The organism is Brachybacterium netajii (SeqCode) (assembly GCF_054114245.1).
Window position 1 is genome coordinate 661242 of record NZ_JBSYXB010000002.1, and the last position, 21663, is coordinate 682904.

The window sequence follows — 21663 nt, forward strand, 5'->3', positions numbered from 1 at the left end:
CCGTCCGTCGCATCACGATCGTGTAACGCCTCGGATCTGCTCTTCCGTCGGCCTCCCTGCGGGTGCTTTTTTAGTGTCCGATACCCTGAACGCGGAACGGCCCTCGTGCTCCTCCCCAGGGGCCGTCCGTCCACAGCGGCACCGCGCACGGACACCGCCCGTCGGCCCGGTCGACCACACTGGTGCCATGAGCGAATCCCCCGCCCTCCCGGAGACCCCCGTCGACGACGCCCTGCATGCGGAGGCCCTCGAGGCACTGCGCGCCCTCACCGGCCGGCCCGACGCCCGCTTCCACGAGGGCCAGTTCGAGGCGATCCGCGCGCTGGTCGCGGAGCATCGGCGGGTCCTCGTCGTCCAGCGCACCGGCTGGGGCAAGTCCGCGGTCTACTTCCTCTCGGCGCTGCTGCAGCGGCGCCGCGGATCCGGTCCGGCGCTGATCATCTCGCCGCTCATCGCCCTCATGCGCGACCAGGTCGCGGCCGCCCGCCGCGCGGGCGTGCGCGCCGTCTCCATCAGCTCCGGCAACATGACCGAGTGGCGGGACATCGAGCAGTCCCTCGCGGCCGACGAGGTCGACGTGCTCCTGGTCTCCCCCGAGCGCCTGGTCAACCCCCGCTTCCGCGAGGAGCAGCTGCCGCAGCTGGTCTCCCGCTGCGGTCTGCTGGTGATCGACGAGGCCCACTGCATCTCCGACTGGGGGCATGACTTCCGGCCCGACTACCGCCGACTCCGGGACCTCATCGCCGAGCTCGGCCCGCAGGTGCCCGTGCTCGCGACCACCGCGACCGCGAACTCCCGGGTCGTGGCCGACGTGGCCGAGCAGCTGGGCGCCTCGCAGTCCTCCCCCGGCGGCGCCGACGTGCTCACGCTGCGCGGGTCCCTCACCCGCGACTCCCTGCGCCTGGGCTCCCTCTCCCTGCCCGACGACCGGGCGCGCCTGGAGTACCTCGTCGAGCATCTCGACGCCATGCCGGGCTCCGGCATCATCTACACGCTCACCGTCTCCGCCGCGGAGGACCTCGCGGACCTGCTGGACCGCCCCGACCGCCGCGTCCGGGCCTATACCGGACGCACCGACAACGACACCCGCGCCGAGCTCGAGCAGGCGCTCAAGGAGAACCGCGTCAAGGCGCTCGCGGCGACGAGCGCCCTCGGCATGGGCTTCGACAAGCCCGACCTCGGGTTCGTCGTGCACCTCGGGGCTCCCGGCTCCCCCGTCGCCTACTACCAGCAGGTGGGCCGTGCCGGTCGCGCGACCGACAGCGCCGACGTGCTCCTGCTGCCCGGACGCGAGGACCCGGCGATCTGGGAGTACTTCGCGACCTCCTCGATGCCCGATCAGGCGGTCGCCGCACAGCTGCTCGAGGTGCTCGCCGCCTCCGACCGGCCGCTCTCCGCGCAGGCCCTCGAAGCCCGGGTGAACCTCCGCAAGAGCGCCCTCGAGCTGCTGCTGAAGGTGCTCGCGGTCGACGGCGCCGTCCTGGCCGTGCAGGGCGGCTGGGTCTCCACCGGCCGGCCGTGGACCTACGACGCCGAGCGCTACGAGAACGTCGCCCGGGCCCGCCGGGCGGAGCAGAAGGCGATGCTCGAGTACGAGCGCCTCGCCGGCGGACCCGAGCAGTGCCGCATGATGTTCCTCGCCCGTCAGCTCGACGACGCGACCGCCCGCCCCTGCGGGCGCTGCGACGTCTGCGCCGGCCCCTGGTACCCGGATCCCGCCTCCGCGGGGGCGGCCCGCGACCGGGTCGCGCAGGTCCTGGACCGCGTGGGCGTGCCCGTGGAGCCGCGGAAGAAGTGGCCCACCGGCCTCGACCGCATCGGTGTCACCCACCCGGGCGGCTCCCCCGTCAAGGGGAACCTCCCGCTCGGCGAGCGCGTCGAGGAGGGGCGCGTGATCGCCCGCATGTCGGATCTCGGCTGGGCGGTGCCGCTGCGGGAGATGCTCGCGACCGACGCCGAGGGCGCGCGCACGGATGCGCAGATGTCCCCGCAGATCGCCGACCGGGTCGTGCAGGTGCTCTCCGCCTGGGACTGGGAGCATCGTCCGGCGGCCGTCGTCGCCGTCCCCTCCCTCGCGCGCCCGCAGCTCGTGCAGGGTCTCGCCGCGGGCATCGCCCGCGTCGGCCGCCTCGAGCTGCTGGGCTCCCTCGACCTCGCCCCGGGGGCGGAGCCCCTCTACGGGGCCCGCAACAGCGCCTTCCGGGTCAAGGCGCTGTGGGGACGCTTCGCCGTCGGTCCCGAGCTCGCCGAGCGCCTGCGCGCGCTCGACGGCGCGCCCGTGCTGCTCGTCGACGACGAGATCGACACCGGCTGGACCATGGCCCTCGCGGGCCGCGAGCTGCGTCGGGCGGGCTCGGGCCCTGTCCTCCCGCTCGCGCTCGCGCAGCTGAGCTGAGACGAGCTGCGTCGGGCTGCTGCGAGCCGGGGCGGGTGCGCCGTCTCAGCGGTCCCGCTCGCCGGTCCCGTCGTCGGGCCCGACGTCGGGGCCGACGTCGGGGCCGACGGCGGGGCCGTTCGCGAGCAATCGGACGAAGCCGGCCTCGTCGAGGATCGTCAGCCCCAGGTCGCGGGCCTTGGTCTCCTTGGATCCGGCGTTCTCGCCGACGACCACGAAGTCGGTCTTCTTCGAGACCGAGCCGGACGCCTTGCCGCCGCGGGAGATGATCGCCTCCTTGGCGCCGTCGCGGGTGAAGCCCTCGAGCCCGCCGGTGACGACGATCGTGAGGCCCTCGAGGGTCTTCACGAAGCCCTCCTCGACGTCGTCGGCCATGCGGACGCCCGAGGCGGCCCAGGCGTCGACGAGCTCGCGATGCCAGTCGACCGCGAACCACTCCACGACGGCTTCGGCGATGATCTTCCCGACCCCGTCGGTCTCGGCGAGCTGCTCGACGTCCGCCTCCCGGATCGCGTCGAGGCTGCCGTAGGCGGTGGCGAGGGAGCGCGCGGCGCTCGGGCCGACGTGACGGATCGAGAGCGCCACGAGCACCCGCCACAGCGGCTGCGTCTTCGCCTTCTCGAGCTCGTCCATGAGGGTGTCGGTGGTCTTGCCGGGGGCGGGCGCCTTGGTGCGCTTCCAGGTGCCGGTGGTCTTGTAGTGGCGCCACTGGGCGCGGGACCAGAAGGCCGGCACGAGATGCCAGTCGCCCGTCGGCTCGCCCTCGCGCCGCAGCGGCTGCAGGACGTGGACGTCCTCGAGGTCCTCGGGGCGCAGGTCGAAGAGGTTCGCGCCCGTGCTCACGACGGGCGTCTGCACCCCCGGCAGGAGGGCGGCGTCCTCGGCGGTGATGCGGAGCATGGGGACGCCGTCGGTGCCGTCGGTCTCCTGGCCGTTGCGCAGGATCACGCAGGCGCTCGATGAGAGGTCCTCCTCGCTGCGGACCGGCAGGTAGATCCGGTGCCCGGCACGCAGGGCGGCGAGGGCCTCCTCGCGGCGCCGGTCGGGGTCCGTCAGCGCGATCGCGCTCTCCTCCCCGAGGGTCTCGATGTCGAAGGCGCCGCGGGAGGCGGCATGCTCGACCCGGCCCGTGACCTGCGCGGGGCAGTCTCGCGCATTGGGGCAGCGCCAGTCCTTGTCCCCCTCCTTCTCAGGACGGATCGGGGTGCCGCAGGACGGGCAGTCCGCAGGCATCTCGAAGGGCCGCTCGCTGCCGTCGCGGAGCGCCTCCACCGGCCCGAGGATCTCGGGGATCACGTCGCCGGCCTTGCGCAGGACGATCATGTCGCCGATGAGCACGCCCTTGCGCTCGACGTCGAACTGGTTGTGCAGGGTCGCCTTCTCGACGGTGGAGCCGGCGACCTTCACCGGCTCCATCACGCCGAAGGGGGTCACGCGGCCGGTGCGACCGACCTGCACCTGGATGTCGAGCAGTCGCGTGGTGACCTCCTCCGGCGGGTACTTGTACGCGATCGCCCAGCGCGGGGCGCGCGAGGTCGCGCCCAGGCGCCGCTGCTGGGCGAAGGCGTCGATCTTGATGACGATCCCGTCGATGTCGTGCTCGACGTCGTGGCGGTGCTCGCCGTGGTCCTCGATGAAGGCATGGACCTGCTCGAGGGTCTCCAGCACGCGCCAGTGCGGCGAGGTGGGCAGGCCCCAGGCCTTCAGCTGCTCGTAGACCTCGGACTGCGATCCCAGCTCGACGCCCTGGTGGGCGCCGATGCCGTGGACGTACACGGCGAGCGCGCGGGTGGCGGTGACCGCAGGGTCCTTCTGCCGCAGGGAGCCGGTGGCGGTGTTGCGGGGGTTGGCGAACTCCGCGAGTCCCGCCTCGCGACGCTGCTCGTTCAGGGCTGCGAAGTCGGCCGTCGGGTAGAAGACCTCGCCGCGGACCTCGAGCACCGCCGGCGGCGCATCGGTGTCCAGGCGATGCGGGACGTTCGCGATGGTGCGGACGTTGGCGGTGACGTCCTCTCCGACGCGTCCGTCGCCGCGGGTGACGCCCCGCACGAGCACGCCGTCCTCGTAGACGAGGTCGATGGCGAGACCGTCGATCTTCAGCTCGGAGAGGTAGCGCACTCCCCCGGACGCCTCCCCCGCGGTCTCCCCGCCGAGGCCCTCGAGAGCCCGCAGGGCCCACGCGTCGACCTCCTCGAGGCTGAAGGCGTTGTCGAGGCTGAGCATCCGCTCGAGGTGCTCGACGGAGGCGAACCCGGCGCCGACCGCACCGCCGACGGTGCGGGTGGGCGAGTCCTCGCGCGCGAGCTGCGGGTTCTCCGCCTCGAGCGCGCGCAGCTCCTGCTCCAGCTGGTCGTACTCGGCATCGGAGATGCTCGAGCCGTTCTCGAGGTAGTACTCCTCGCGGGCGCGCTCGATGCGGGCGATGAGCTCGGCGATGCGCTGCTGCGCGTCGACGGTCCCGGGGTCGGCCGCCTGCGGATCGGTCGCGTCGGCGTCGGGGGCTGCGGGGAGATCGCTCTGGTTCACGCGGACCATTGTCGCGCACGCCCCCGACGGTGTCCGCCGGACGGCCGGGTGCGACGTCCTCCTCGGGGAGAGCCCGGTCAGCCGGCGACGCGCTCCGCCCAGGCGGGGGCACGGCGCAGGAGCGCCTCGAGGGTCGGCTCGTCGAGGAGGTCCTCGGCGGCCGGCTGCGAGGACGGGTCCACGCGTCCCGCATGCACGGCATGGGAGGCGCCGGTGTGCGCGATCAGGGTGAAGCCCGCGGCCTCGCGCTCGGAGTAGCCGAGCCGGTGCCAGATGTCGAGGACCCCGTCGAGCTCCTCCTCCATGCGACCGCCGGGCCGGGGGTCGACGACCAGCTCGAGCCGGCTGCCGTCCTCATGGGCCTGCGCGACGGTCTCCCACAGGGTCCGGCCGGCCTCGCTGCCGAGCCCCGGCATGCGCCGCGGCGAGATCGCCAGGCGCCGGGCGCCCGCCTCCTGCGCCTGCCGGATCAGCTCCGGGTCGACGCCGACGCCGACGGTGATGTCCTGCGCGCCGAGGCCCGCGTCGGCGGCCAGCCCGCCGATCAGGCAGCGCCACAGGGTGCCGACCTCCTCGGCGCGGACCGGCGGGTAGGTGCGCCGCCCGGAGGGGGTGGGGATGCGGCCGCCGACGACGCCCGCGACCGCGTCCTCCCGCACGAACAGCATCGGGCGGGCGCCGGGGACGCGCTCGCGCAGCGCCGAGAGATGCTCGACCAGCCCCTCCGCCAGCAGCATCGGCAGGTCCCGCACGGCGCCCGGATCGCTCAGGGTGCGCTCCCCGGTGCCGAGATAGGTGGCGCCGGCGAGGGTCGCCGGCCCCAGCACCGTCGACATGACGGGGCCCTCGTAGCCGAACCAGGCGATGCGGGCGGCGTCGAGCAGCCGTTCGCGCTGCTCGACGGCACGCCGCCAGGCACGTCCCAGCCCTGTCCCGATCCGCCATCCGTAGGGGGCGAGGTCGCCGCTGGTGCCCGTGAGCAGGGCGAGGGTGCCCGGGAGGACATGGTCGGTCGCATCGGTGCCGAGCCCCGCAGGGAGGTACAGGCGGGTGGCGATCTGCTCCTCGAGGTCGTCGCCGAGGAGAGCGCGCAGGCGCGTCAGCGCCGCCAGCTGCGGGTCCTCGGGCAGCTCGGCGCGCTCCCCGGGAGCGGCCGCGGCGGCAGGCGCCGAGAAGGTGCCGTCGCCGGTGAGGGTCACCGCCGCCGGCCGACCGCCGTCGGACCCGACGGGACGGGCCGCACCGACAGCACCTGCATCGCCGTCGTCCCCGTCCCGGCGGAGGGAGCCCGGCAGGGCGAGGGCGGCACGGGCGGCGGCGCTCATGCGCGACGCTCCAGGGTGGCGGCGGCGATCACGCGATCGCCGTCGTAGAGGACGAGCGTCTGCCCCGGGGCGACGCCGCGCAGCGGGGTCGCGAGCCGCACATGCAGCAGCCCCCCGTCGGCCGGGGTCTCCAGCACCGTCGCGCCGACCGCCTCGCCATGGGCGCGGATCTGCACCGCGACCTCCCGTCCCACGGCGATCTCCTCGAAGGGGACCAGGTCCCCGGCGAACAGGTCGGACGTCGACAGCAGCTCCGCCGCCCCCACCACGACGCGGCGCGAGGAGGGGTCGATGTCGACGACATAGCGGGGACGCCCGTCGTCGGCGGGACGCTCGATGCCGATCCCGCGGCGCTGCCCGATCGTGAAGCCGTGGGTGCCGCGATGCTCGCCGAGGACCGCGCCGTCGGCGTCGACGATCTCCCCGGGCGCCTCCCCGAGGCTGCTCTCGAGGAACCCGCGGGTGTCGCCGTCGGCGATGAAGCAGATGTCGTAGCTGTCGGGCTTGGTCGAGACGCCGAGGCCCCGGGCGCGGGCCTCGGCGCGCACCTCGTCCTTGGTCTCGAAGCCGCCGAGCGGGAACAGGGAGCGGCCCGTCGCCTCGGGCCCCATCACGGCGAGCACGTACGACTGGTCCTTGGCCATGTTGCGGGCGCGGTGCAGGGACGGCGCCCCCGCGGGCCCCTCCGCGCGGATCGCGGCGTAGTGGCCGGTGCACACGGCGTCGAAGCCGAGCATCGTCGCGCGCTCCATCAGCGAGGCGAACTTGATGCGCTCGTTGCAGCGCACGCACGGATTCGGGGTGCGGCCGGCGGCGTACTCCGACAGGAAGTCCTCGACGACGAGATCGTGGAAGTCCTCGGAGAGGTCCCAGACGTAATAGGGGATGCCGATGCGCTCCGCCGCGCGGCGGGCGTCGGAGGCGTCCTCGACGGTGCAGCAGCCCCGGGATCCGCTCCGACGCTGCTCGCGGCTGCGCGAGAGCGCCATATGCACGCCGACGACCTCATGGCCGTCCTCGGCCGCCCGGGCCGCCGCCACGGCGGAGTCGACCCCGCCGCTCATCGCCGCGAGCACCTTCATGTCCAGACACCTTCCTCCGCCGGAGCGGACGGCAGGGCGCGGCCCCTCCGGACCGCACCGTCATCCGGACGATTCTACGGATCCGGGCCCCGCCGACCGGGGCCGGGAGGGGTGACATGCATGACGGGGCCAGGCCGCCGACGGGCGCATGCCGGCCGATGAGCGCATGCCGGCCGACGGACGCATGCCGGCCGACGGACGGACCGACAGAAGGGTCAGCGGGACAGGGAGCCGACGGCCCGCGCCCGCACGAGGGCGTCCGGGAGCACGGCGAGGAAGGCGTCGACGTCCTCCTCGGTGCTGGTCCAGCCCAGCGACAGCCGCAGGGCTCCGCGCGCGTCGGCGCCGACGATCCCCATCGCCGCGAGCACCGCGCTGTCCTGCGTGACCCCGGCGGTGCAGGCCGATCCCGCGGAGCAGTCGATCCGGTGCTGATCCAGGAGGAAGAGCAGGGCATCGGTATCGGCGCCGGGGAAGATCGCGTGGACGATCGCGCTCGATCGCGGCGTGGTGTCGTCGAGGGTCATGCGCGCCGACGGGTCCGTCTGCCGGATGCCGCGGCGCAGTCTCTCGGCGAGCACGTCCAGGCGCCGCGCCTCCTGCTCCTGCTCCCCGAGCGCCGCGCCGAGCGCCGCGGCGAGGGCCGCGGCGCCGGCGGCGTCGAGGGTGCCCGAGCGGACGCCGCGCTGCTGCCCTCCCCCGGCGGTCAGCGGGACCAGCGGGATGTCGGGATCGGCGACCAGCACGCCCGTGCCGACAGGGGCGCCGACCTTGTGCCCGGAGAGCGACAGCAGATCGACCTCCTCCCCGGGGCGCGGCAGGCCGACATGGCCCGCGGCCTGCACGGCGTCGGTGTGCAGGAGGGCGCCGTGGGCGCGGGCCCGCGCAGCCAGCTCTCGGAGATCCTGGAGCGCACCCGTCTCGTTGTTGACGAGCGCGGCGCTCACCAGCGCGACGGTCCCGTCGGCCAGTGCCGCGTCCACGGCGTCGGCCCGCAGCATCCCCTGGGCGTCCACGGGCAGTCGGCGCACGTCCCAGTGCTCCCGATCGGCGGCGACGGAGTCGGCACGGAGCGATTCCTCGGCGAGGGAGTCGGCGGCCGCGAGGACCGCCGGATGCTCGGTCGCCGCGACCGCCACCGCCGTGCGCGAGGGATCCGCGGCCCGGACGCCGCGGGCCGCGCCGCGGACCGCCAGGTTGTCGGCCTCCGTGCCGCCGGAGGTCAGGATCAGCCAGGAGGCGGGGACGCCGAGGAGCTCGCCGATCCGCTCGAGGGCGTCATCGAGGACGCCGCGGGCCGCGCGCCCCGCCGTGTGGATCGACGAGGGGTTGCCCGTGAGGGACGACGCCTCGAGGAAGGCCTCGCGCGCCGCCGGCCGCAGGACCGTGGTCGCCGCATGGTCGAGGTAGGTGCGCACGGTCACCACGGCTGGGCCGGGTCCTGCTCCTCGCCGCCGGTCTCGGTCTCGCCCTCCCCGCCCTGGGCGTCCTTGTTGCGCTGCTCGACCTCGTCCTCCTTGGACGGGTCCGTGCTCGGACCGTCGGTCACCGCCTCCTCGGGATCCTCCTCGCCCGTGGGGTCCTCGCGGGTGGGATCGCCCGGATCCATCGGGGAGCCGCCGCCCTTCTCGGTGTCGCGGTCAGCCGGATCGTTCCCGGCCTCCTCGTCGGCCTCGCGGCGCTTCTCCTGGACCCGCTCGCCGTTGTCCCCGGTGGTCTCCTGGTCCTCGTTGCCCTCGCCGCCGCCTCCGCCGCCCTCGCCGCCTCCGCCGCCTCCGGCGCAGACGGCGAGCAGCTCCTCGGCCTCGTAGAGCCGGTCGGCGCGCTCGCCGGCATCCTCGATCTCATCGGCCTGGCGCTCGATGGAGATGGCCAGGTTGTTGAGGATCTTGCACTGCGCGTGCTGCGGCTGGTTGAGGTCGCTCGCGTCCTGCCACTCCTCGAGGGCGACGCGCAGCTCGACCTCGGCCTCGGCGTTCTGCCCCTGCTGGAGCAGATCGGTGCCCTCGGTGAGGTGCGGCAGGTAGGGCTCGAACCAGTTCGCCGTCTGCACGGGGGCGAGCCGTTCGATCGCGGTGTCGTAGCGGGCGTCGTCGTAGGCGGCGTCGTGCCAGGCCTGGGTCAGCGGCAGCGAGACGAACCGCAGCGCCAGCAGCGCCAGCAGCGCGATCGGGAGCGCGAGGATCGCGAAGACGATGATGCGGGTGCGACGCAGCCGCTTCACGTTCAGCCCGAAGTCGCCGCGGCGCCGCGGGACCTCCTGCTCGAGGACGCGCGCCCCTCCCCCGGCTCCCGGATCGGGGGTCGGTGCGGAGGGCGCGGACGCCGGCGGGGCGGGGGGTGCGCTCATCGCTGTGCTCCTCGGAGGTCGTCTCGGTCCATGCGCCGCGGGAGACGATAGGTCATCTCCCCCAGCTCCCAGATCATGAGCGCCGCGAGCGGGATCGCGGCGATCCAGTACCAGTCGTCGTAGCTCGCCACCCGGCGGGAGCGCTCGATCGGCACGGGGCGGAGGGTGATGCCCTCCATGGTGCCCTCGATCTCCTCCTCCGGGTCGGTCCGGTGGAGATAGGGCAGGCCCATCTGCCCGGCGATCGTCCGCAGCTGGTCCTCGTCGATCCGCGAGATCCCCTGCGCGCCGGAGGCGTCGGTGATGTACTCGCCGTCGCTGCCGCCGCCCTGGACTTTCATGGGCCCGCCCTCGGCCGTCCCGTAGCCGAGGACGCCGCCGCCGTCGACCAGCGAGGAGACGGCGCTGAACGACTCGGACTCCCGGTCGTCGGTGTTCTCGCCGTCGGAGAGGAAGTAGACCAGGATCGAGGAGTCGGGGTCGTCGATGCGGGTCTGCTGGAGCTGGGTGACCAGCGCGACCATCGGCCGGTCGATGTTCGAGCCCTTCGAATAGGCGGTGGACTCGGTGGTCAGGGTGTCGATCCACGCGGTCGCCGCACCGGCGTCTGTGGTCAGCGGGAGCTGCTGGGTGGCCGTCGAGTCGAAGGCGATCACGGCGTAGCGCGACCCCTCGGTCATGCCCATGATCCGCTGCATATCCGCCTTCACCCCCTCCAGGCGCGGCTGCTCGCCGTCGTAGTCCTCGGCGTTCATCGAGCCGGTGCGGTCCACGACGAAGAACACGTTCGCGTTCATCCGCTGCGTCTGCTCGCCGTCCAGCGGGGAGACCGGACGCAGGGCGACGACGAGCAGCAGCAGGACCATCAGCGTGCGCCGCAGCCAGGCGCCGCGCTGGCGCGGACGGCGGGCCAGCAGCACCCCGCACAGCACGAGCATCGCCGCGAACAGCGGGATGATCGCCCACAGGGGGATCAGCGGATCGAGCCTCATCGTGCCCTCCATCCCAGCAGCAGGATCGCCACGAGCGACAGCAGGGTCACGACGAAGGCCGCAGCCGGATGGTCGGTGCGGATCACGCTCGGCTGCGCTCCCATATCGGTGGCCTGCGTCTTCTGGATCTGCTGGATGATCGACGGGATCGCGTTCGGATCCGAGGACTCGAACATGGATCCGCCGTTGCTCGTGGTCGCGGCCTCGAGCTCGTCGCGGCACGCCTCATCGCACTCGTACGCCCCGGGGTAGAACGTGTAGAGCACGATGTCGCGCGCGGCGGTCGCCTGGGCCGCCTCGTCGAGGGTGAAGATCGGGGTGCCGTTGACCTCGTTGTCGGTCGCGAACACGATCGAGCGCGAGCGGTCCTGCTCGGCCTGGTCGAAGAGCTGGCCGCAGGAGGCGAGCCCGTCGGGGACGATGGACGCCTCCTCGGCGATCCCCTGGGTGCCCTCGATGAAGTCGACGTACTGGCGGACCTTCTCGTCGGAGTAGTCGCGCGTCCCCAGCCGGTAGCCGTACTCGTCGAAGTCGATGGCCTCGGAGGCCTTCTCGAGCTCGCGCTGGACGAGGTCGTAGTCGTCCGTCAGCGGGAAGACGGTGCGGGAGGTCGAGTTGAAGATCGACAGCGCCACCCGCTCGCCGTCAAAGTCGTCGACCATCTGGGAGAACGTCTCCAGGATCTCGGTGTCGTACTGGTACATCGAGCTGGACACGTCCAGGCACAGCACGATGTCGCGGGAGGCGAAGGACGGGGTCTCGATGCGCTCGGTGGCGATGCGGCCGGCGAGCACGGATGCCGCGATCACGCCGACGACGGCGATGCCCACCTGCAGCACCCGCAGCACGGCGGCCGCCTTCTGCGCGCGCGCGAAGCTGGGGATGCGGTCCATGAAGGACGTGTTCGCGACCAGCACCGGCGACTTCCGCATCGCCCGACGGTTCCAGAAGGTGATCCCCCAGACCGCGATCGCGGCGAGCAGGAGCAGCCCGGTGACCCACCACAGGATCATGACCATCGCCGGATCACCTCCCGCGCCCGGCGCACTGAGGTGCGCAGCTGCGCGTCCGAGGCCAGGGAGAAGTCGGGCTCGTAGAGGTCGGCGATGAGGCGGCCGACGTCGGCCGTGCGCTCGTGCGCGAGCAGGGTGGTGAGATCCTGGCTGGTCACGTCGTGCCCGGTGGTGCGCCGCACGAAGCGGCGCATGACGCCGGTGAGCTCATGGTGCCCGGCGCGGGCCTCCAGCTCGCCCGCCTCATGGCGCTCGGCGATCTCGTTGACGGCGCGCAGGAACTCGGCCTTCAGACCCTCGGCATCGGAGGGCCGGCCGCGATAGGCGATCCGCTCCTCGATCCCGCGGGTGATGCGCAGCGTCCCCACGATCAGCGCGACGATCACGATCACGCACAGCAGCGCGAGGATCAGCCAGGCGATCGAGTACTGCGGCGGGTCGATGACCTGCTCGGTCGCGGGCTCGGCGAGCAGCCTCCCCAGGGCATCAGGCACGGGCATGGCGGTACTCCCTCGAGCGCAGCATGGCGATCATGTCCTCGACCACGGTCGACTCCCCCTGGGTCAGCACGTGGGTGATGTGCAGGCGGTCCAGCATCTCGGAGATCCCCTCGCTGCGGGCGCGGCGGTAGGCGCTCACATCCCGGGCGACGCGCTTCGAGGTGCGCGCCACGCGACCGATCTCGCGCGGATCCAGCACATCGACGACCTCATGGCCGAGATCGCCGCCGAGCAGCGGGTCGGCGTCGGCGATGCGCACCATCATCACGTCGTGGCGGGTGGTCAGGCGGCGCAGCAGCGAGAAGTCCTCGACGCTCGGATGCGCCTCGTCGGTGATGATCGTCATGAGCGTCGAACGGGTCGTGACCCGGAAGGCCCGCTCGAGCAGCCAAGAGCTGTCCGGAGCCGGGGAGGCGGTCGTCGTGGCCTGCTGGATCGAGCGCAGCAGCAGCTCCAGATGCCCGTCGCTCGAGCGCGAGGGCAGCTGGATCGGGCGCTGCGGCCCGCCGCCGACCATCCCCACCAGATCGCCGTTCTTCTGGCCCAGGAAGCACACCAGCCCCGCCGCCATCACCATCGCGTCGCGCTTGGAGGTGCCGTCGGCGGCGGTCGCGGCCATCGCCGAGGAGGTGTCCGCGACGATCGAGAGATGGCGGACCCGCTCCTCGTTGAACTGCCGGATCAGGGGCTCGCCGGACCGGGCCGTGGCCTTCCAGTCGATGTCCGAGATCTTGTCCCCGGGCTGGTAGTACTTCAGGTCGTCGAAGTCCTCGCCGCTGCCCTTGAACAGGGACTTGCCGCGGCCCTGGATCAGGCCGCGGGCCCTGGTGGAGGTGTGCAGGTCGACCCGGGCCTTCACCCGGGTCATCAGCGAGGTGGCCATGCGTCTCCCCCTGGTCGCTCGTCGTTCGCTGCGGTGCTCGTGGTCGCGGTGGTCGTGGCCGCGGTGGTCCTGGTCGCCGTCATGCCCCTGCCCGAGGTGCTCAGGGCATCGGCACGGCCTGGAAGACCGCGTCGATGATCTGCTCGGGCTTGATGCCCCCGGCGAGCGCGTCGAAGGTGAGGACGAGGCGGTGGCGCAGCACGCCGTAGCGCATGGCGCGGACGTCGTCGGGCGTGACGTAGTCGCGTCCGTGCAGGAGCGCATGCGCCTGGCCCACGCGCATGAGCGCGAGGGAGCCGCGGGGGCTCGCGCCCACGCGGACCGACTGCGTGAGGTTCGGGACCGGGCGCGGGCCGGAGCCGCGGGTGGTGAACACGAGGTCGATGATGTAGCGCTTGACCGCCGGGTCGACGTAGACCTCGTCGACCTTCTCCTGGAGGAAGCGGATGTCCTCGAGGGACACCGTCGCGACGGCCTGGCGCGGCCCGGTGAGGCTGCCGGCGGTCGAGCGGTCGAGGATCTCGTGCTCCTCGCCGGGGCGCGGGTAGGTCAGGATCTCCTTCATCAGGAAGCGGTCCATCTGCGCCTCGGGGAGGACGTAGGTGCCCTCCTCCTCGATCGGGTTCTGGGTCGCGAGCACCATGAACGGCTCGGGCAGCGGGTACACCTCGCCGCCGATCGAGGTCTGACGCTCCTGCATGGCCTCGAGCATCGCCGACTGGGTCTTGGCGCTCGAGCGGTTGATCTCGTCGAGCAGCACGACGTTGGCGTGCACCGGGCCCAGCTGCGTGGTGAAGGTGCCCGAGCCGTAGTTGAAGATCTGCGTGCCGATGATGTCGTTGGGCATCAGGTCGGGCGTGCACTGGATGCGCGCGAAGGAGCCGGTGATCGCCGAGGCCAGGGCGCTCGCGGCCGTCGTCTTCGCGAGGCCCGGGACGGACTCCAGCAGCACGTGGCCGCCCGCGGCGAGCGCCGTCAGCAGGGTCAGGCGCAGGTTCTCCTGGCCGACGACGCGGGACTGGAAGACCCCGGTGATGGCCCGCACGATCGAGGCGGCGCGCTCCATGTCCGCCGGAGCGATCGCCGGGGCCGGGGTCGAGAACGACTCCGGCCGGCGCTGCTGCCCGCCCGTCGGATGGCCGGGAGCGGGAGCCGCCGAGCTCGGCCCGGCAGGGCGCTGGGGCGCGGCGGTCGCGCCCGGAGCCCCGGGGGCGCCCGGGAGGGCGGTCTGCGTGCTGGGTGGCTGGCTCATGTGCGGCGTCTCCCCGTCGTGCTTCCGGTCTGCGGTTCCTGCGATGTGCGGTGGGCGGTGCGCTCTCGGCGCGCGGACGGCGCCGACAGCGATCCCTCGGCGCCGACGGCGATCCCGCCCGCTCCGCGCGGAGCGGGTGGGCGGCGGGACCCGTCGTCGGGCGCGATCCCCGGTCGCGTCCCCCGGTGCGGCCGGGGCACCGGGCCGATCCTAGCGGCCTTCGCTCCGACGGAGGTGGATGCTCCACCGCGGGGGGATGGGACAATGCCCGCGTGGATGCCGACCGATTCGATCGCGCGACCCTGCCGGTCGCCCCCACCGTCCCCGGCCTCGCGGTCGACGAGCACGGACGGGGGACCTTCGCGGTCGCCGCACCACGGGCCGTCGCGGTGGACCTGTGCGTGCGCACGGGCGGGACCGAGCAGAGGCGGCGCCTGCGCCATGTCGACGGCGGCCTGCACTGGGACCATGTCACGGGGATGGTGCCCGGCACGCGCTACGGCCTGCGGGTGCACGGGCCGTGGGATCCCGGCGCGGGTCTCTACTGCAATCCGCGCAAGCTGCTGCTGGATCCGTGGGCGCGCGGGGTCTCCCACTCCTCCGCGCTGCTCAGCCAGTTCTTCCCCTTCGAGGTGGATTCGATGCTGGGCCGGCGGGGCGACCTGCCCGTGCGCAGCGAGGTCGACGACGGCGACTCGGCCGTCTGGTCGGTGGTCGTCGACGACGCCTTCGACTGGCGCGACGACCTGCGTCCGACGGTCGACTGGGACGCGACGGTGCTCTACGAGCTGCACGTCAAGGGCTACACCGCCCTGCATCCGCGGGTCCCGGCCGCGCAGCGCGGCACCTATGCGGGCCTCGGCCATCCCGCGGTCACCAGCCATCTGCGGGACCTCGGGGTGACGACGGTCGAGCTGCTGCCGATCCATGCGCGGATGGACGAGCCGCACCTGACCCGCCTCGGGATGCCCAACTACTGGGGATACTCCACGCTGTCGTTCTTCTCCCCCGAGCCTTCGCTGGCGACCGCCGCCTCCCAGAAGGCGGGGGCGCAGGCGGTGCTCGACGAGGTCAAGACCATGGTCCGCTCCCTCCATGCCGGCGGCATCGAGGTCATCCTCGACGTCGTCTACAACCACACCGCGGAGGGTGGGGACGACGGCCCGTCCCTCTCGCTGCGCGGTCTCGACAGCCTCGAGTACTACTGGAACGACCACGGCAGCATCCAGGACGTGACGGGCACCGGCGGCACCCTCGATCCGCGGTCGGTGCACGTGAACGACCTCGTGCTGTCCTCGCTGCGCTACTGGGTCGAGGAGGTGCACGTCGACGGCTTCCGCTTCGACCTCGCCACGACCCTCGGCCGCGACGACCGCGGCTTCCGCCCCGACCATCCGCTGCTGCGGGCGATCTGCACCGATCCGGTGCTGCGCACGGTCAAGCTGATCGCCGAGCCCTGGGATGTGGGCACCGGCGGCTGGCAGACGGGCGGCTTCCCGGTGCCCTTCGCCGAGTGGAACGACTCCTTCCGCGACGACGTGCGCCAGTTCTGGCTCTCCGATCGCGCCATGCGGCGGCGCACGGGCGATCCGGCGATCGGCGGCGTGCGCGATCTGGCGACACGCCTCGCCGGCTCCCGGGACCTCTTCGCGCGCGCCGACCCGGAGCACCTGCCGGACGGGCGCAGCCTGCGCTCCCCCTGGGCGTCGGTGAACTTCGTGACCGCGCATGACGGCTTCACCCTGCACGACCTGACGGTCTACGAGACCAAGCGGAACGAGGCCAACGGCGAGGACGGCCGCGACGGCACGAACGACAACCGCTCCTGGAACCACGGGTTCGAGGGCGAGCGCGCGCCCGAGGACGATCCGGACGGCGCGGAGCGGACCGCCGAGGTCCGGACGCTGCGGCGCCGCACGGCCCGCAGCGTGCTGGCGACGCTGCTGCTGGCCTCCGGCACGCCGATGCTCACCGCGGGCGACGAGATCGGGCGCACCCAGCGGGGCAACAACAACGCCTACTGCCAGGACAACGAGATCTCCTGGGTGGACTGGACCGTCGACGACGATGCGAGCTCCCTGCGCGACAGCGTGCGGGCGCTGCTCGCGCTGCGTCGGGCGCATCCTCAGCTGCACGGTCCCGAATATCTGCGTCCCGCCGATCCCGCGACGCTGGATCCGGGGCAGGTCGCCTGGTTCGGGGCCGACGGCGAGGGCCTCACCCACGGCGACTGGATGGATGCCTCACGGCACCTGCTCGCGATGCTCCGTCCGGGGATCCCGGGGTCGGGCCCCGACGGCGACGGCACGACCGAGCACCTGCTGGTGATCCTGAACGCCGAGGACGAGGACCGCACGGTCCGGCTTCCGGTCGAGCCCTGGCCCCAGGGGCCCGCCCGCGTGCTCTACGACGGCGCGCTCGAGCATCAGGGCGACCTGCCCACCGCACCTCTGCACGGCCGTGAGGTGAACGTGTCCTCCGGGAGCGTGGTCGTGGTCGGTATCAGCACGTCGGACCGACTATCGTGAGGCTCGTCACCACGCCCCTCCGCGGGCGCCTCACATCAGTCAGGAGCAGCCATGCCCGGGACCACCGACTCCGCCGCTGACGCCGCCACCGCGCGTCTCCGAGCCGTCGACGCCCCCTCCGGCACCACCCCGACGGATCCCGATTCCATGACGACGGCGACGGCCGCGTCCGCTGGGCCCGCTGAGCCCGCCACGAAGGCCGCGCCGAAGAAGAAGGCCGCACCCCGGAAGAAGGCGGAGCCGAAGGCCTCGGCAGAGGCGGCCGCGAAGGCCGCACCGGCGAAGAAGGCCGCCCCCAAGAAGAAGGCCGAGCCGAAGAAGAAGGCCGAGCCGAAGAAGGCCGAGCCCAAGAAGGCCGAGCCCAAGAAGGCCGAACCGAAGAAGAAGGCCGAACCGAAGACCACGGCGAAGGCGTCCTCGACGACCGGTGCGACGGCGAAGGCCGCGCCGAAGAAGAAGGCGCAGCCGAAGAAGTCGACGAAGGCGGCCGCCAGCGCCTCGCCCGTCGGCCTAGATGCCGGCGTCGGCCGGATCCCGATCATGATGGTCTCCCCGCTGGTCGACGGCGGCCGCTTCCCGGCCTCGTGCGCCGAGGGCGAGACGATCACCGTGACCGCCAACGCGTTCCGCGAGGGGCACGACGAGATGGGCGTGCAGGTCGTCCTCATCGACCCCGACGGCACCGAGACCGTCAGCCGGATGCGGTCGACGAACCCCGGCCTCGACCTCTGGGAGGGGCGGATCCGCCCCCGGGCGACCGGCCACCACGCGTTCCGGGTCGAGGCCTTCTCCTCCCCGTACGACACCTGGGCGCACGTCGCCGAGGTGAAGATCCCCGCGGGCATCGACGAGCCCCTCGTCTGCGCGGAGGGGATCCAGGTGCTGGGCCGGGTCCTCGCCGAGATCGAGGCCGGCACGCGCCCTGCGACCGACGGCCCCGTGGTCCGCGCCGCCGTCGAGAGCCTCGGCCAGACGGCCCTGTCCCCCGCGGCCCGCGTCGCCCCGGCGCTCGCGGCCGATCTGCGGGGCATCCTCGACGAGCGGCCCCTGCGCGAGGGCGTGACGGTCTCCGGTCCCCACCGTCTGATCGTCCACCGCCGTCTGGCCTCCTACGGGTCCTGGTACGAGTTCTTCCCGCGCTCCGAGGGCGCCCGCTTCGAGGAGGGCACGGGGTGGGTCTCGGGGACCCTCGCCACCGCCGCCGGCACGCTCGACCGGATCGCGGCGATGGGCTTCGACGTCGCCTACCTGACCCCGATCCATCCGATCGGCACCGCCTTCCGCAAGGGCCGCAACAACTCGCTCGAGACGGAGCCCGGCGACCCGGGCTCGCCCTATGCGATCGGCTCGCCCGACGGGGGCCATGACGCCATCCATCCGGATCTGGGCACCCTCGCGGACTTCGACGCCTTCGTCGCCCGGGCCCGGGAGCTCGGCCTCGAGGTCGCGATGGACATCGCGCTGCAGTGCTCCCCCGACCACCCGTGGGTCGCCGAGCATCCCGAATGGTTCACGGTGCGGCCCGACGGGACGATCGCCTATGCCGAGAACCCGCCGAAGAAGTACCAGGACATCTACCCCCTGAGCTTCGACACCGACTACGAGGGCCTGTACGCGGCGATCCGCGACATGCTCGAGCACTGGGTGTCCCACGGCGTCACCCTCTTTCGCGTGGACAACCCCCACACCAAGCCGGTGCGCTTCTGGGAGGAGCTGCTCGCGGAGTTCGACGAGAAGCACCCCGAGGTGATCTTCCTGGCCGAGGCGTTCACCCGGCCGACGATGATGCACACCCTCGGCAAGGTCGGCTTCCACCAGAGCTACACCTACTACACCTGGCGCCACTCCCCCGAGGAGCTGCAGGAGTATCTCGGCGAGCTCGTCGAGGCCGCCCCGTACATGCGCCCGAGCTTCTGGCCGACGACCCACGACATCCTCACGCCGTTCATGTCAGAAGGCGGACGCGGCGCCTTCGCGCTGCGTGCGATCCTCGCCGCGACCCTCGTCCCGACGTGGGGCATCTACTCCGGCTACGAGCTCGTCGAGGACGTCCCCCGCCCGGGAGCCCAGGAGCAGATCGACAACGAAAAGTACGAGTACTCGCCGCGCGACTACGCCGGAGCCCTCGCCCGCGGCGAGAGCCTCGAGCCGCTGCTGACGTCCCTGAACCGCATCCGCCGCGAGCATCCCGCGCTGCAGTCGCTCACCGCGATCCGCTTCCACGAGGCCGACAACCCCCAGGTCCTCGTCTTCTCCAAGCACCTCGACGCCGCCGACACCGGGACCGGAGCCCCCGACACCGTGCTGGTCATCTCCCTGACCCGGCACGATGACGGCGCCTGGACCCGGCTCCGCCTGGACACCGAGGCCCTCGGCGTCGGCGACCGCTTCGAGGTCGAGGACCTGCTCACCGGCGAGCGGTTCACCTGGGACAGCGCACCGTACGTGATCCTCGAGGTCGAGGACCGGCCGGCGCACGTCCTGCGCATCATCCACCCTGAGGAGGACCGTCATGGCTGAGAACTCCGCAGTGCCCGGAGCACTGCCCATCGGCGCCCACGAGCTCGGCGCGACCGCGGCCGGCAGCTACCACGACCCGCATGCGGTGCTCGGCGCCCAGGAGTACGACGGCGCCGTCACCGTGCGCACGCTCAAGCCCTTCGCGCATGCCGTCGAGGTGCTGCACGAGGACGGCGGGAGCACGCCCATGGTCCACGAGCACGAGGGCATCTGGACCGCCGTCGTCGAGGGACCCGCTCTGCGCCGCCACCGCCTGCGCGTCACCTGGCAGGAGGGCGCGGATCCCGTCGACCTCGAGGACCCGTACCGCTTCCTGCCGACCCTCGGGGAGCTGGACCTCCATCTCCTCCGGGAGGGCCGTCACGAGGAGCTGTGGCGGGCTCTCGGTGCGCAGGTGCGCACCGTCGACCGCGTCGAGGGCACGTCCTTCGCCGTCTGGGCGCCGAACGCGCGCGCCGTGCAGGTCATCGGCGACTTCAACGGCTGGGAGGGCCGCTCGAGCGCGCTGCGCTCGCTGGGGTCCTCCGGCATCTGGGAGATCTTCCTGCCGGGCGTCGGCGCGGGCGCCGTCTACAAGTTCAGGATCCTCGGGGCCGACGGCGTCTGGCGCGATAAGGCGGACCCGATGGCCCGGGCCACCGAGGTCCCGCCCGCGACGGGGTCCGTCGTCACCGAGAGCGCCTACGACTGGGGCGACGACGCCTGGCTCGCCGAGCGCGCCCAGAGCGACCCGCTGCGATCCCGGATGTCGATCTACGAGGTCCATCTCGGCAGCTGGCGTCCGGGGCTCGGCTACGCGGAGCTCGCCGACGAGCTCGTCGAGTACGTGCGCGAGAACGGCTTCACGCATGTGGAGTTCATGCCCGTGGCCGAGCACCCCTTCGGCGGGTCCTGGGGATACCAGGTCACCGGCTACTACGCCCCCACCTCCCGCCTCGGCAGCCCCGACGAGCTGCGCGCGCTGATCGACGCCCTGCACCGGGCCGGGATCGGCGTGATCATGGACTGGGTGCCCGCGCACTTCCCCAAGGACGAATGGGCGCTCGGCCGCTTCGACGGGACCCCGCTGTACGAGCATGCCGACCCGCGCCGCGGCGAGCACCCCGACTGGGGCACGTACATCTTCGACGTCGGTCGCAACGAGGTGCGCAACTTCCTCGTCGCCAATGCGTGCTACTGGCTCGAGGAGTTCCACGTCGACGGCCTGCGCGTCGATGCGGTCGCCTCGATGCTGTACCTGGACTATTCCCGCGAGGACGGCGAATGGGTGCCCAACGAGCACGGCGGCCGCGAGGACCTCGACGCGATCGCGTTCCTCCAGGAGGCCAACGCCACCGCCTACAAGCGCGCCCCCGGGATCGTGATGATCGCCGAGGAGTCCACCTCGTTCCCCGGCGTCACGCGGCCGACCGATGCCGGAGGACTCGGCTTCGGCTTCAAATGGAACATGGGCTGGATGCACGACACCCTGCAGTACCTCGCCGAGGATCCGGTCAACCGCCAGTACCACCACGGCGAGCTGACCTTCTCGATGATCTACCAGTACTCCGAGAGCTTCATCCTGCCGATCAGCCATGACGAAGTGGTGCACGGCAAGGGCTCTCTGCTGCGCAAGGCCCCCGGCGACGACTGGCAGCAGGCCGCATCGACGCGCGCCTACCTCTCCTTCCAGTGGACGCATCCGGGCAAGCAGCTGCTGTTCATGGGCAGCGAGTTCGCACAGGGCACCGAATGGTCCGAGCAGGCCGGTCTGCCCTGGTGGCTGCTCGAATACCCCCTGCACCGGGGCGTCCAGCAGCTCGTGAAGGACCTCAACGCGCTCCAGGCCGAGTTCCCCGCCCTGTACGAGCGCGATCAGGACCCCGAGGGCTTCGAGTGGCTGATCGCCGACGACGCCGGCCACGACACGATCGCCTTCGTCCGACGGGATCTCGCCGGCGACCCCGCGGTCGTGGTCGTGAACTTCGCGGCCGAACCGTGGCTCGACTACCGGATTCCGCTGCCCGAGGGCGGCACCTGGCTCGAGGTCCTCAACTCCGATGCCACGGTCTACGGCGGCAGCGGCGTCGGCAACCTCGGCGCCGTCCACGCCGAGGAGGTCCCCGACCGCGGCCGCGACCACTCGGTGCGCCTCGCTGTCCCGCCGCTGGGCGCGGTGATCCTCGTGCCCGAGCGCCTGCGCGCGCATCACGAGGGCTGAGGCCCGGCAGCGCACGGTGCGCACCGTGCGCCCGAGCGCCCCGGCGGTCCGCACGCTCCTGCATGACGGAGCCCCCTGCGCATCCCGATGAGGGATG

Annotated in this window: 14 protein-coding genes; 4 read left to right on the plus strand and 10 right to left on the minus strand. The window is 72.6% G+C overall.

Features of this window, described 5'->3' with window-relative positions:
- Positions 1-187 precede the first annotated feature (187 nt).
- Complete coding sequence (locus ACXET9_RS06715; protein WP_457885718.1) at positions 188-2395, plus strand: DEAD/DEAH box helicase; 2208 nt, start codon at positions 188-190, stop codon at positions 2393-2395.
- Between the two features lie 45 nt (positions 2396-2440).
- Here ACXET9_RS06715 and ligA read toward each other — a convergent pair whose 3' ends face one another.
- From ligA to ACXET9_RS06765, 10 genes are all read right to left on the minus strand, one after another.
- Entirely contained in the window at positions 2441-4921 is a 2481-nt protein-coding gene (gene ligA / locus ACXET9_RS06720; protein WP_457885719.1) for an NAD-dependent DNA ligase LigA, read from the minus strand.
- A gap of 77 nt (positions 4922-4998) precedes the next feature.
- Positions 4999-6246: a hypothetical protein gene (locus tag ACXET9_RS06725; RefSeq protein ID WP_457885720.1), complete on the minus strand. Its 1248-nt coding sequence runs from the start codon at positions 6244-6246 to the stop codon at positions 4999-5001.
- On the minus strand, positions 6243-7328 hold the full coding sequence (mnmA, locus tag ACXET9_RS06730) for a tRNA 2-thiouridine(34) synthase MnmA (RefSeq protein WP_457885721.1): 1086 nt from the start codon (positions 7326-7328) through the stop codon (positions 6243-6245). Before mnmA ends, ACXET9_RS06725 begins: the two co-directional genes overlap by 4 nt.
- A 215-nt stretch (positions 7329-7543) precedes the next feature.
- On the minus strand, positions 7544-8755 hold the full coding sequence (locus tag ACXET9_RS06735; protein ID WP_457885722.1) for a cysteine desulfurase family protein: 1212 nt from the start codon (positions 8753-8755) through the stop codon (positions 7544-7546).
- Entirely contained in the window at positions 8749-9678 is a 930-nt protein-coding gene (locus ACXET9_RS06740; protein WP_457885723.1) for a hypothetical protein, read from the minus strand. The genes ACXET9_RS06735 and ACXET9_RS06740 overlap by 7 nt, the downstream gene beginning before the upstream one ends.
- Positions 9675-10670 carry a vWA domain-containing protein gene (locus ACXET9_RS06745; RefSeq protein ID WP_457885724.1) on the minus strand — a complete coding sequence of 332 codons (996 nt, stop codon included), beginning with the start codon at positions 10668-10670 and terminating at the stop codon, positions 9675-9677. Before ACXET9_RS06745 ends, ACXET9_RS06740 begins: the two co-directional genes overlap by 4 nt.
- Positions 10667-11689 (minus strand): vWA domain-containing protein, encoded by a 1023-nt coding sequence (locus ACXET9_RS06750; protein WP_457885725.1) that lies wholly within the window; start codon positions 11687-11689, stop codon positions 10667-10669. The genes ACXET9_RS06745 and ACXET9_RS06750 overlap by 4 nt, the downstream gene beginning before the upstream one ends.
- Positions 11680-12183, minus strand: a complete 504-nt coding sequence (locus tag ACXET9_RS06755; RefSeq protein WP_457885726.1) for a hypothetical protein — start codon at positions 12181-12183, stop codon at positions 11680-11682. Before ACXET9_RS06755 ends, ACXET9_RS06750 begins: the two co-directional genes overlap by 10 nt.
- On the minus strand, positions 12170-13066 hold the full coding sequence (locus tag ACXET9_RS06760; protein WP_457885727.1) for a DUF58 domain-containing protein: 897 nt from the start codon (positions 13064-13066) through the stop codon (positions 12170-12172). Before ACXET9_RS06760 ends, ACXET9_RS06755 begins: the two co-directional genes overlap by 14 nt.
- Before the next feature lie 100 nt (positions 13067-13166).
- Positions 13167-14318, minus strand: a complete 1152-nt coding sequence (locus ACXET9_RS06765) for an AAA family ATPase (RefSeq protein WP_457885728.1) — start codon at positions 14316-14318, stop codon at positions 13167-13169.
- Positions 14319-14590: 272 nt separating this feature from the next.
- On the opposite strand from ACXET9_RS06765, the gene glgX reads away from it, so the two are divergent.
- From glgX to glgB, 3 genes are all read left to right on the plus strand, one after another.
- Positions 14591-16846: a glycogen debranching protein GlgX gene (gene glgX, locus ACXET9_RS06770; RefSeq protein WP_457885729.1), complete on the plus strand. Its 2256-nt coding sequence runs from the start codon at positions 14591-14593 to the stop codon at positions 16844-16846.
- Positions 16847-17386: 540 nt separating this feature from the next.
- Positions 17387-19366: an alpha-1,4-glucan--maltose-1-phosphate maltosyltransferase gene (locus tag ACXET9_RS06775; RefSeq protein WP_457885879.1), complete on the plus strand. Its 1980-nt coding sequence runs from the start codon at positions 17387-17389 to the stop codon at positions 19364-19366.
- Positions 19359-21566, plus strand: coding sequence for a 1,4-alpha-glucan branching protein GlgB (gene glgB, locus ACXET9_RS06780; protein WP_457885730.1), 2208 nt, complete (start codon positions 19359-19361; stop codon positions 21564-21566). Before ACXET9_RS06775 ends, glgB begins: the two co-directional genes overlap by 8 nt.
- Positions 21567-21663: the final 97 nt, after the last annotated feature.

What these genes read in the sequence shown, in the direction of transcription:
- glgB (WP_457885730.1), top strand. Translation starts at nt 19,359, where the DNA reads ATGGCTGAGAACTCCGCAGTGCCCGGAGCACTGCCCATCGGCGCCCAC.
- ACXET9_RS06715 (WP_457885718.1), top strand. Translation starts at nt 188, where the DNA reads ATGAGCGAATCCCCCGCCCTCCCGGAGACCCCCGTCGACGACGCCCTG.
- mnmA (WP_457885721.1), bottom strand. Translation starts at nt 7,328, where the DNA reads ATGAAGGTGCTCGCGGCGATGAGCGGCGGGGTCGACTCCGCCGTGGCG.
- ACXET9_RS06760 (WP_457885727.1), bottom strand. Translation starts at nt 13,066, where the DNA reads ATGGCCACCTCGCTGATGACCCGGGTGAAGGCCCGGGTCGACCTGCAC.
- ACXET9_RS06750 (WP_457885725.1), bottom strand. Translation starts at nt 11,689, where the DNA reads ATGGTCATGATCCTGTGGTGGGTCACCGGGCTGCTCCTGCTCGCCGCG.
- ACXET9_RS06765 (WP_457885728.1), bottom strand. Translation starts at nt 14,318, where the DNA reads ATGAGCCAGCCACCCAGCACGCAGACCGCCCTCCCGGGCGCCCCCGGG.
- ACXET9_RS06725 (WP_457885720.1), bottom strand. Translation starts at nt 6,246, where the DNA reads ATGAGCGCCGCCGCCCGTGCCGCCCTCGCCCTGCCGGGCTCCCTCCGC.
- ACXET9_RS06745 (WP_457885724.1), bottom strand. Translation starts at nt 10,670, where the DNA reads ATGAGGCTCGATCCGCTGATCCCCCTGTGGGCGATCATCCCGCTGTTC.
- ACXET9_RS06775 (WP_457885879.1), top strand. Translation starts at nt 17,387, where the DNA reads ATGATGGTCTCCCCGCTGGTCGACGGCGGCCGCTTCCCGGCCTCGTGC.
- ACXET9_RS06755 (WP_457885726.1), bottom strand. Translation starts at nt 12,183, where the DNA reads ATGCCCGTGCCTGATGCCCTGGGGAGGCTGCTCGCCGAGCCCGCGACC.
- ACXET9_RS06740 (WP_457885723.1), bottom strand. Translation starts at nt 9,678, where the DNA reads ATGAGCGCACCCCCCGCCCCGCCGGCGTCCGCGCCCTCCGCACCGACC.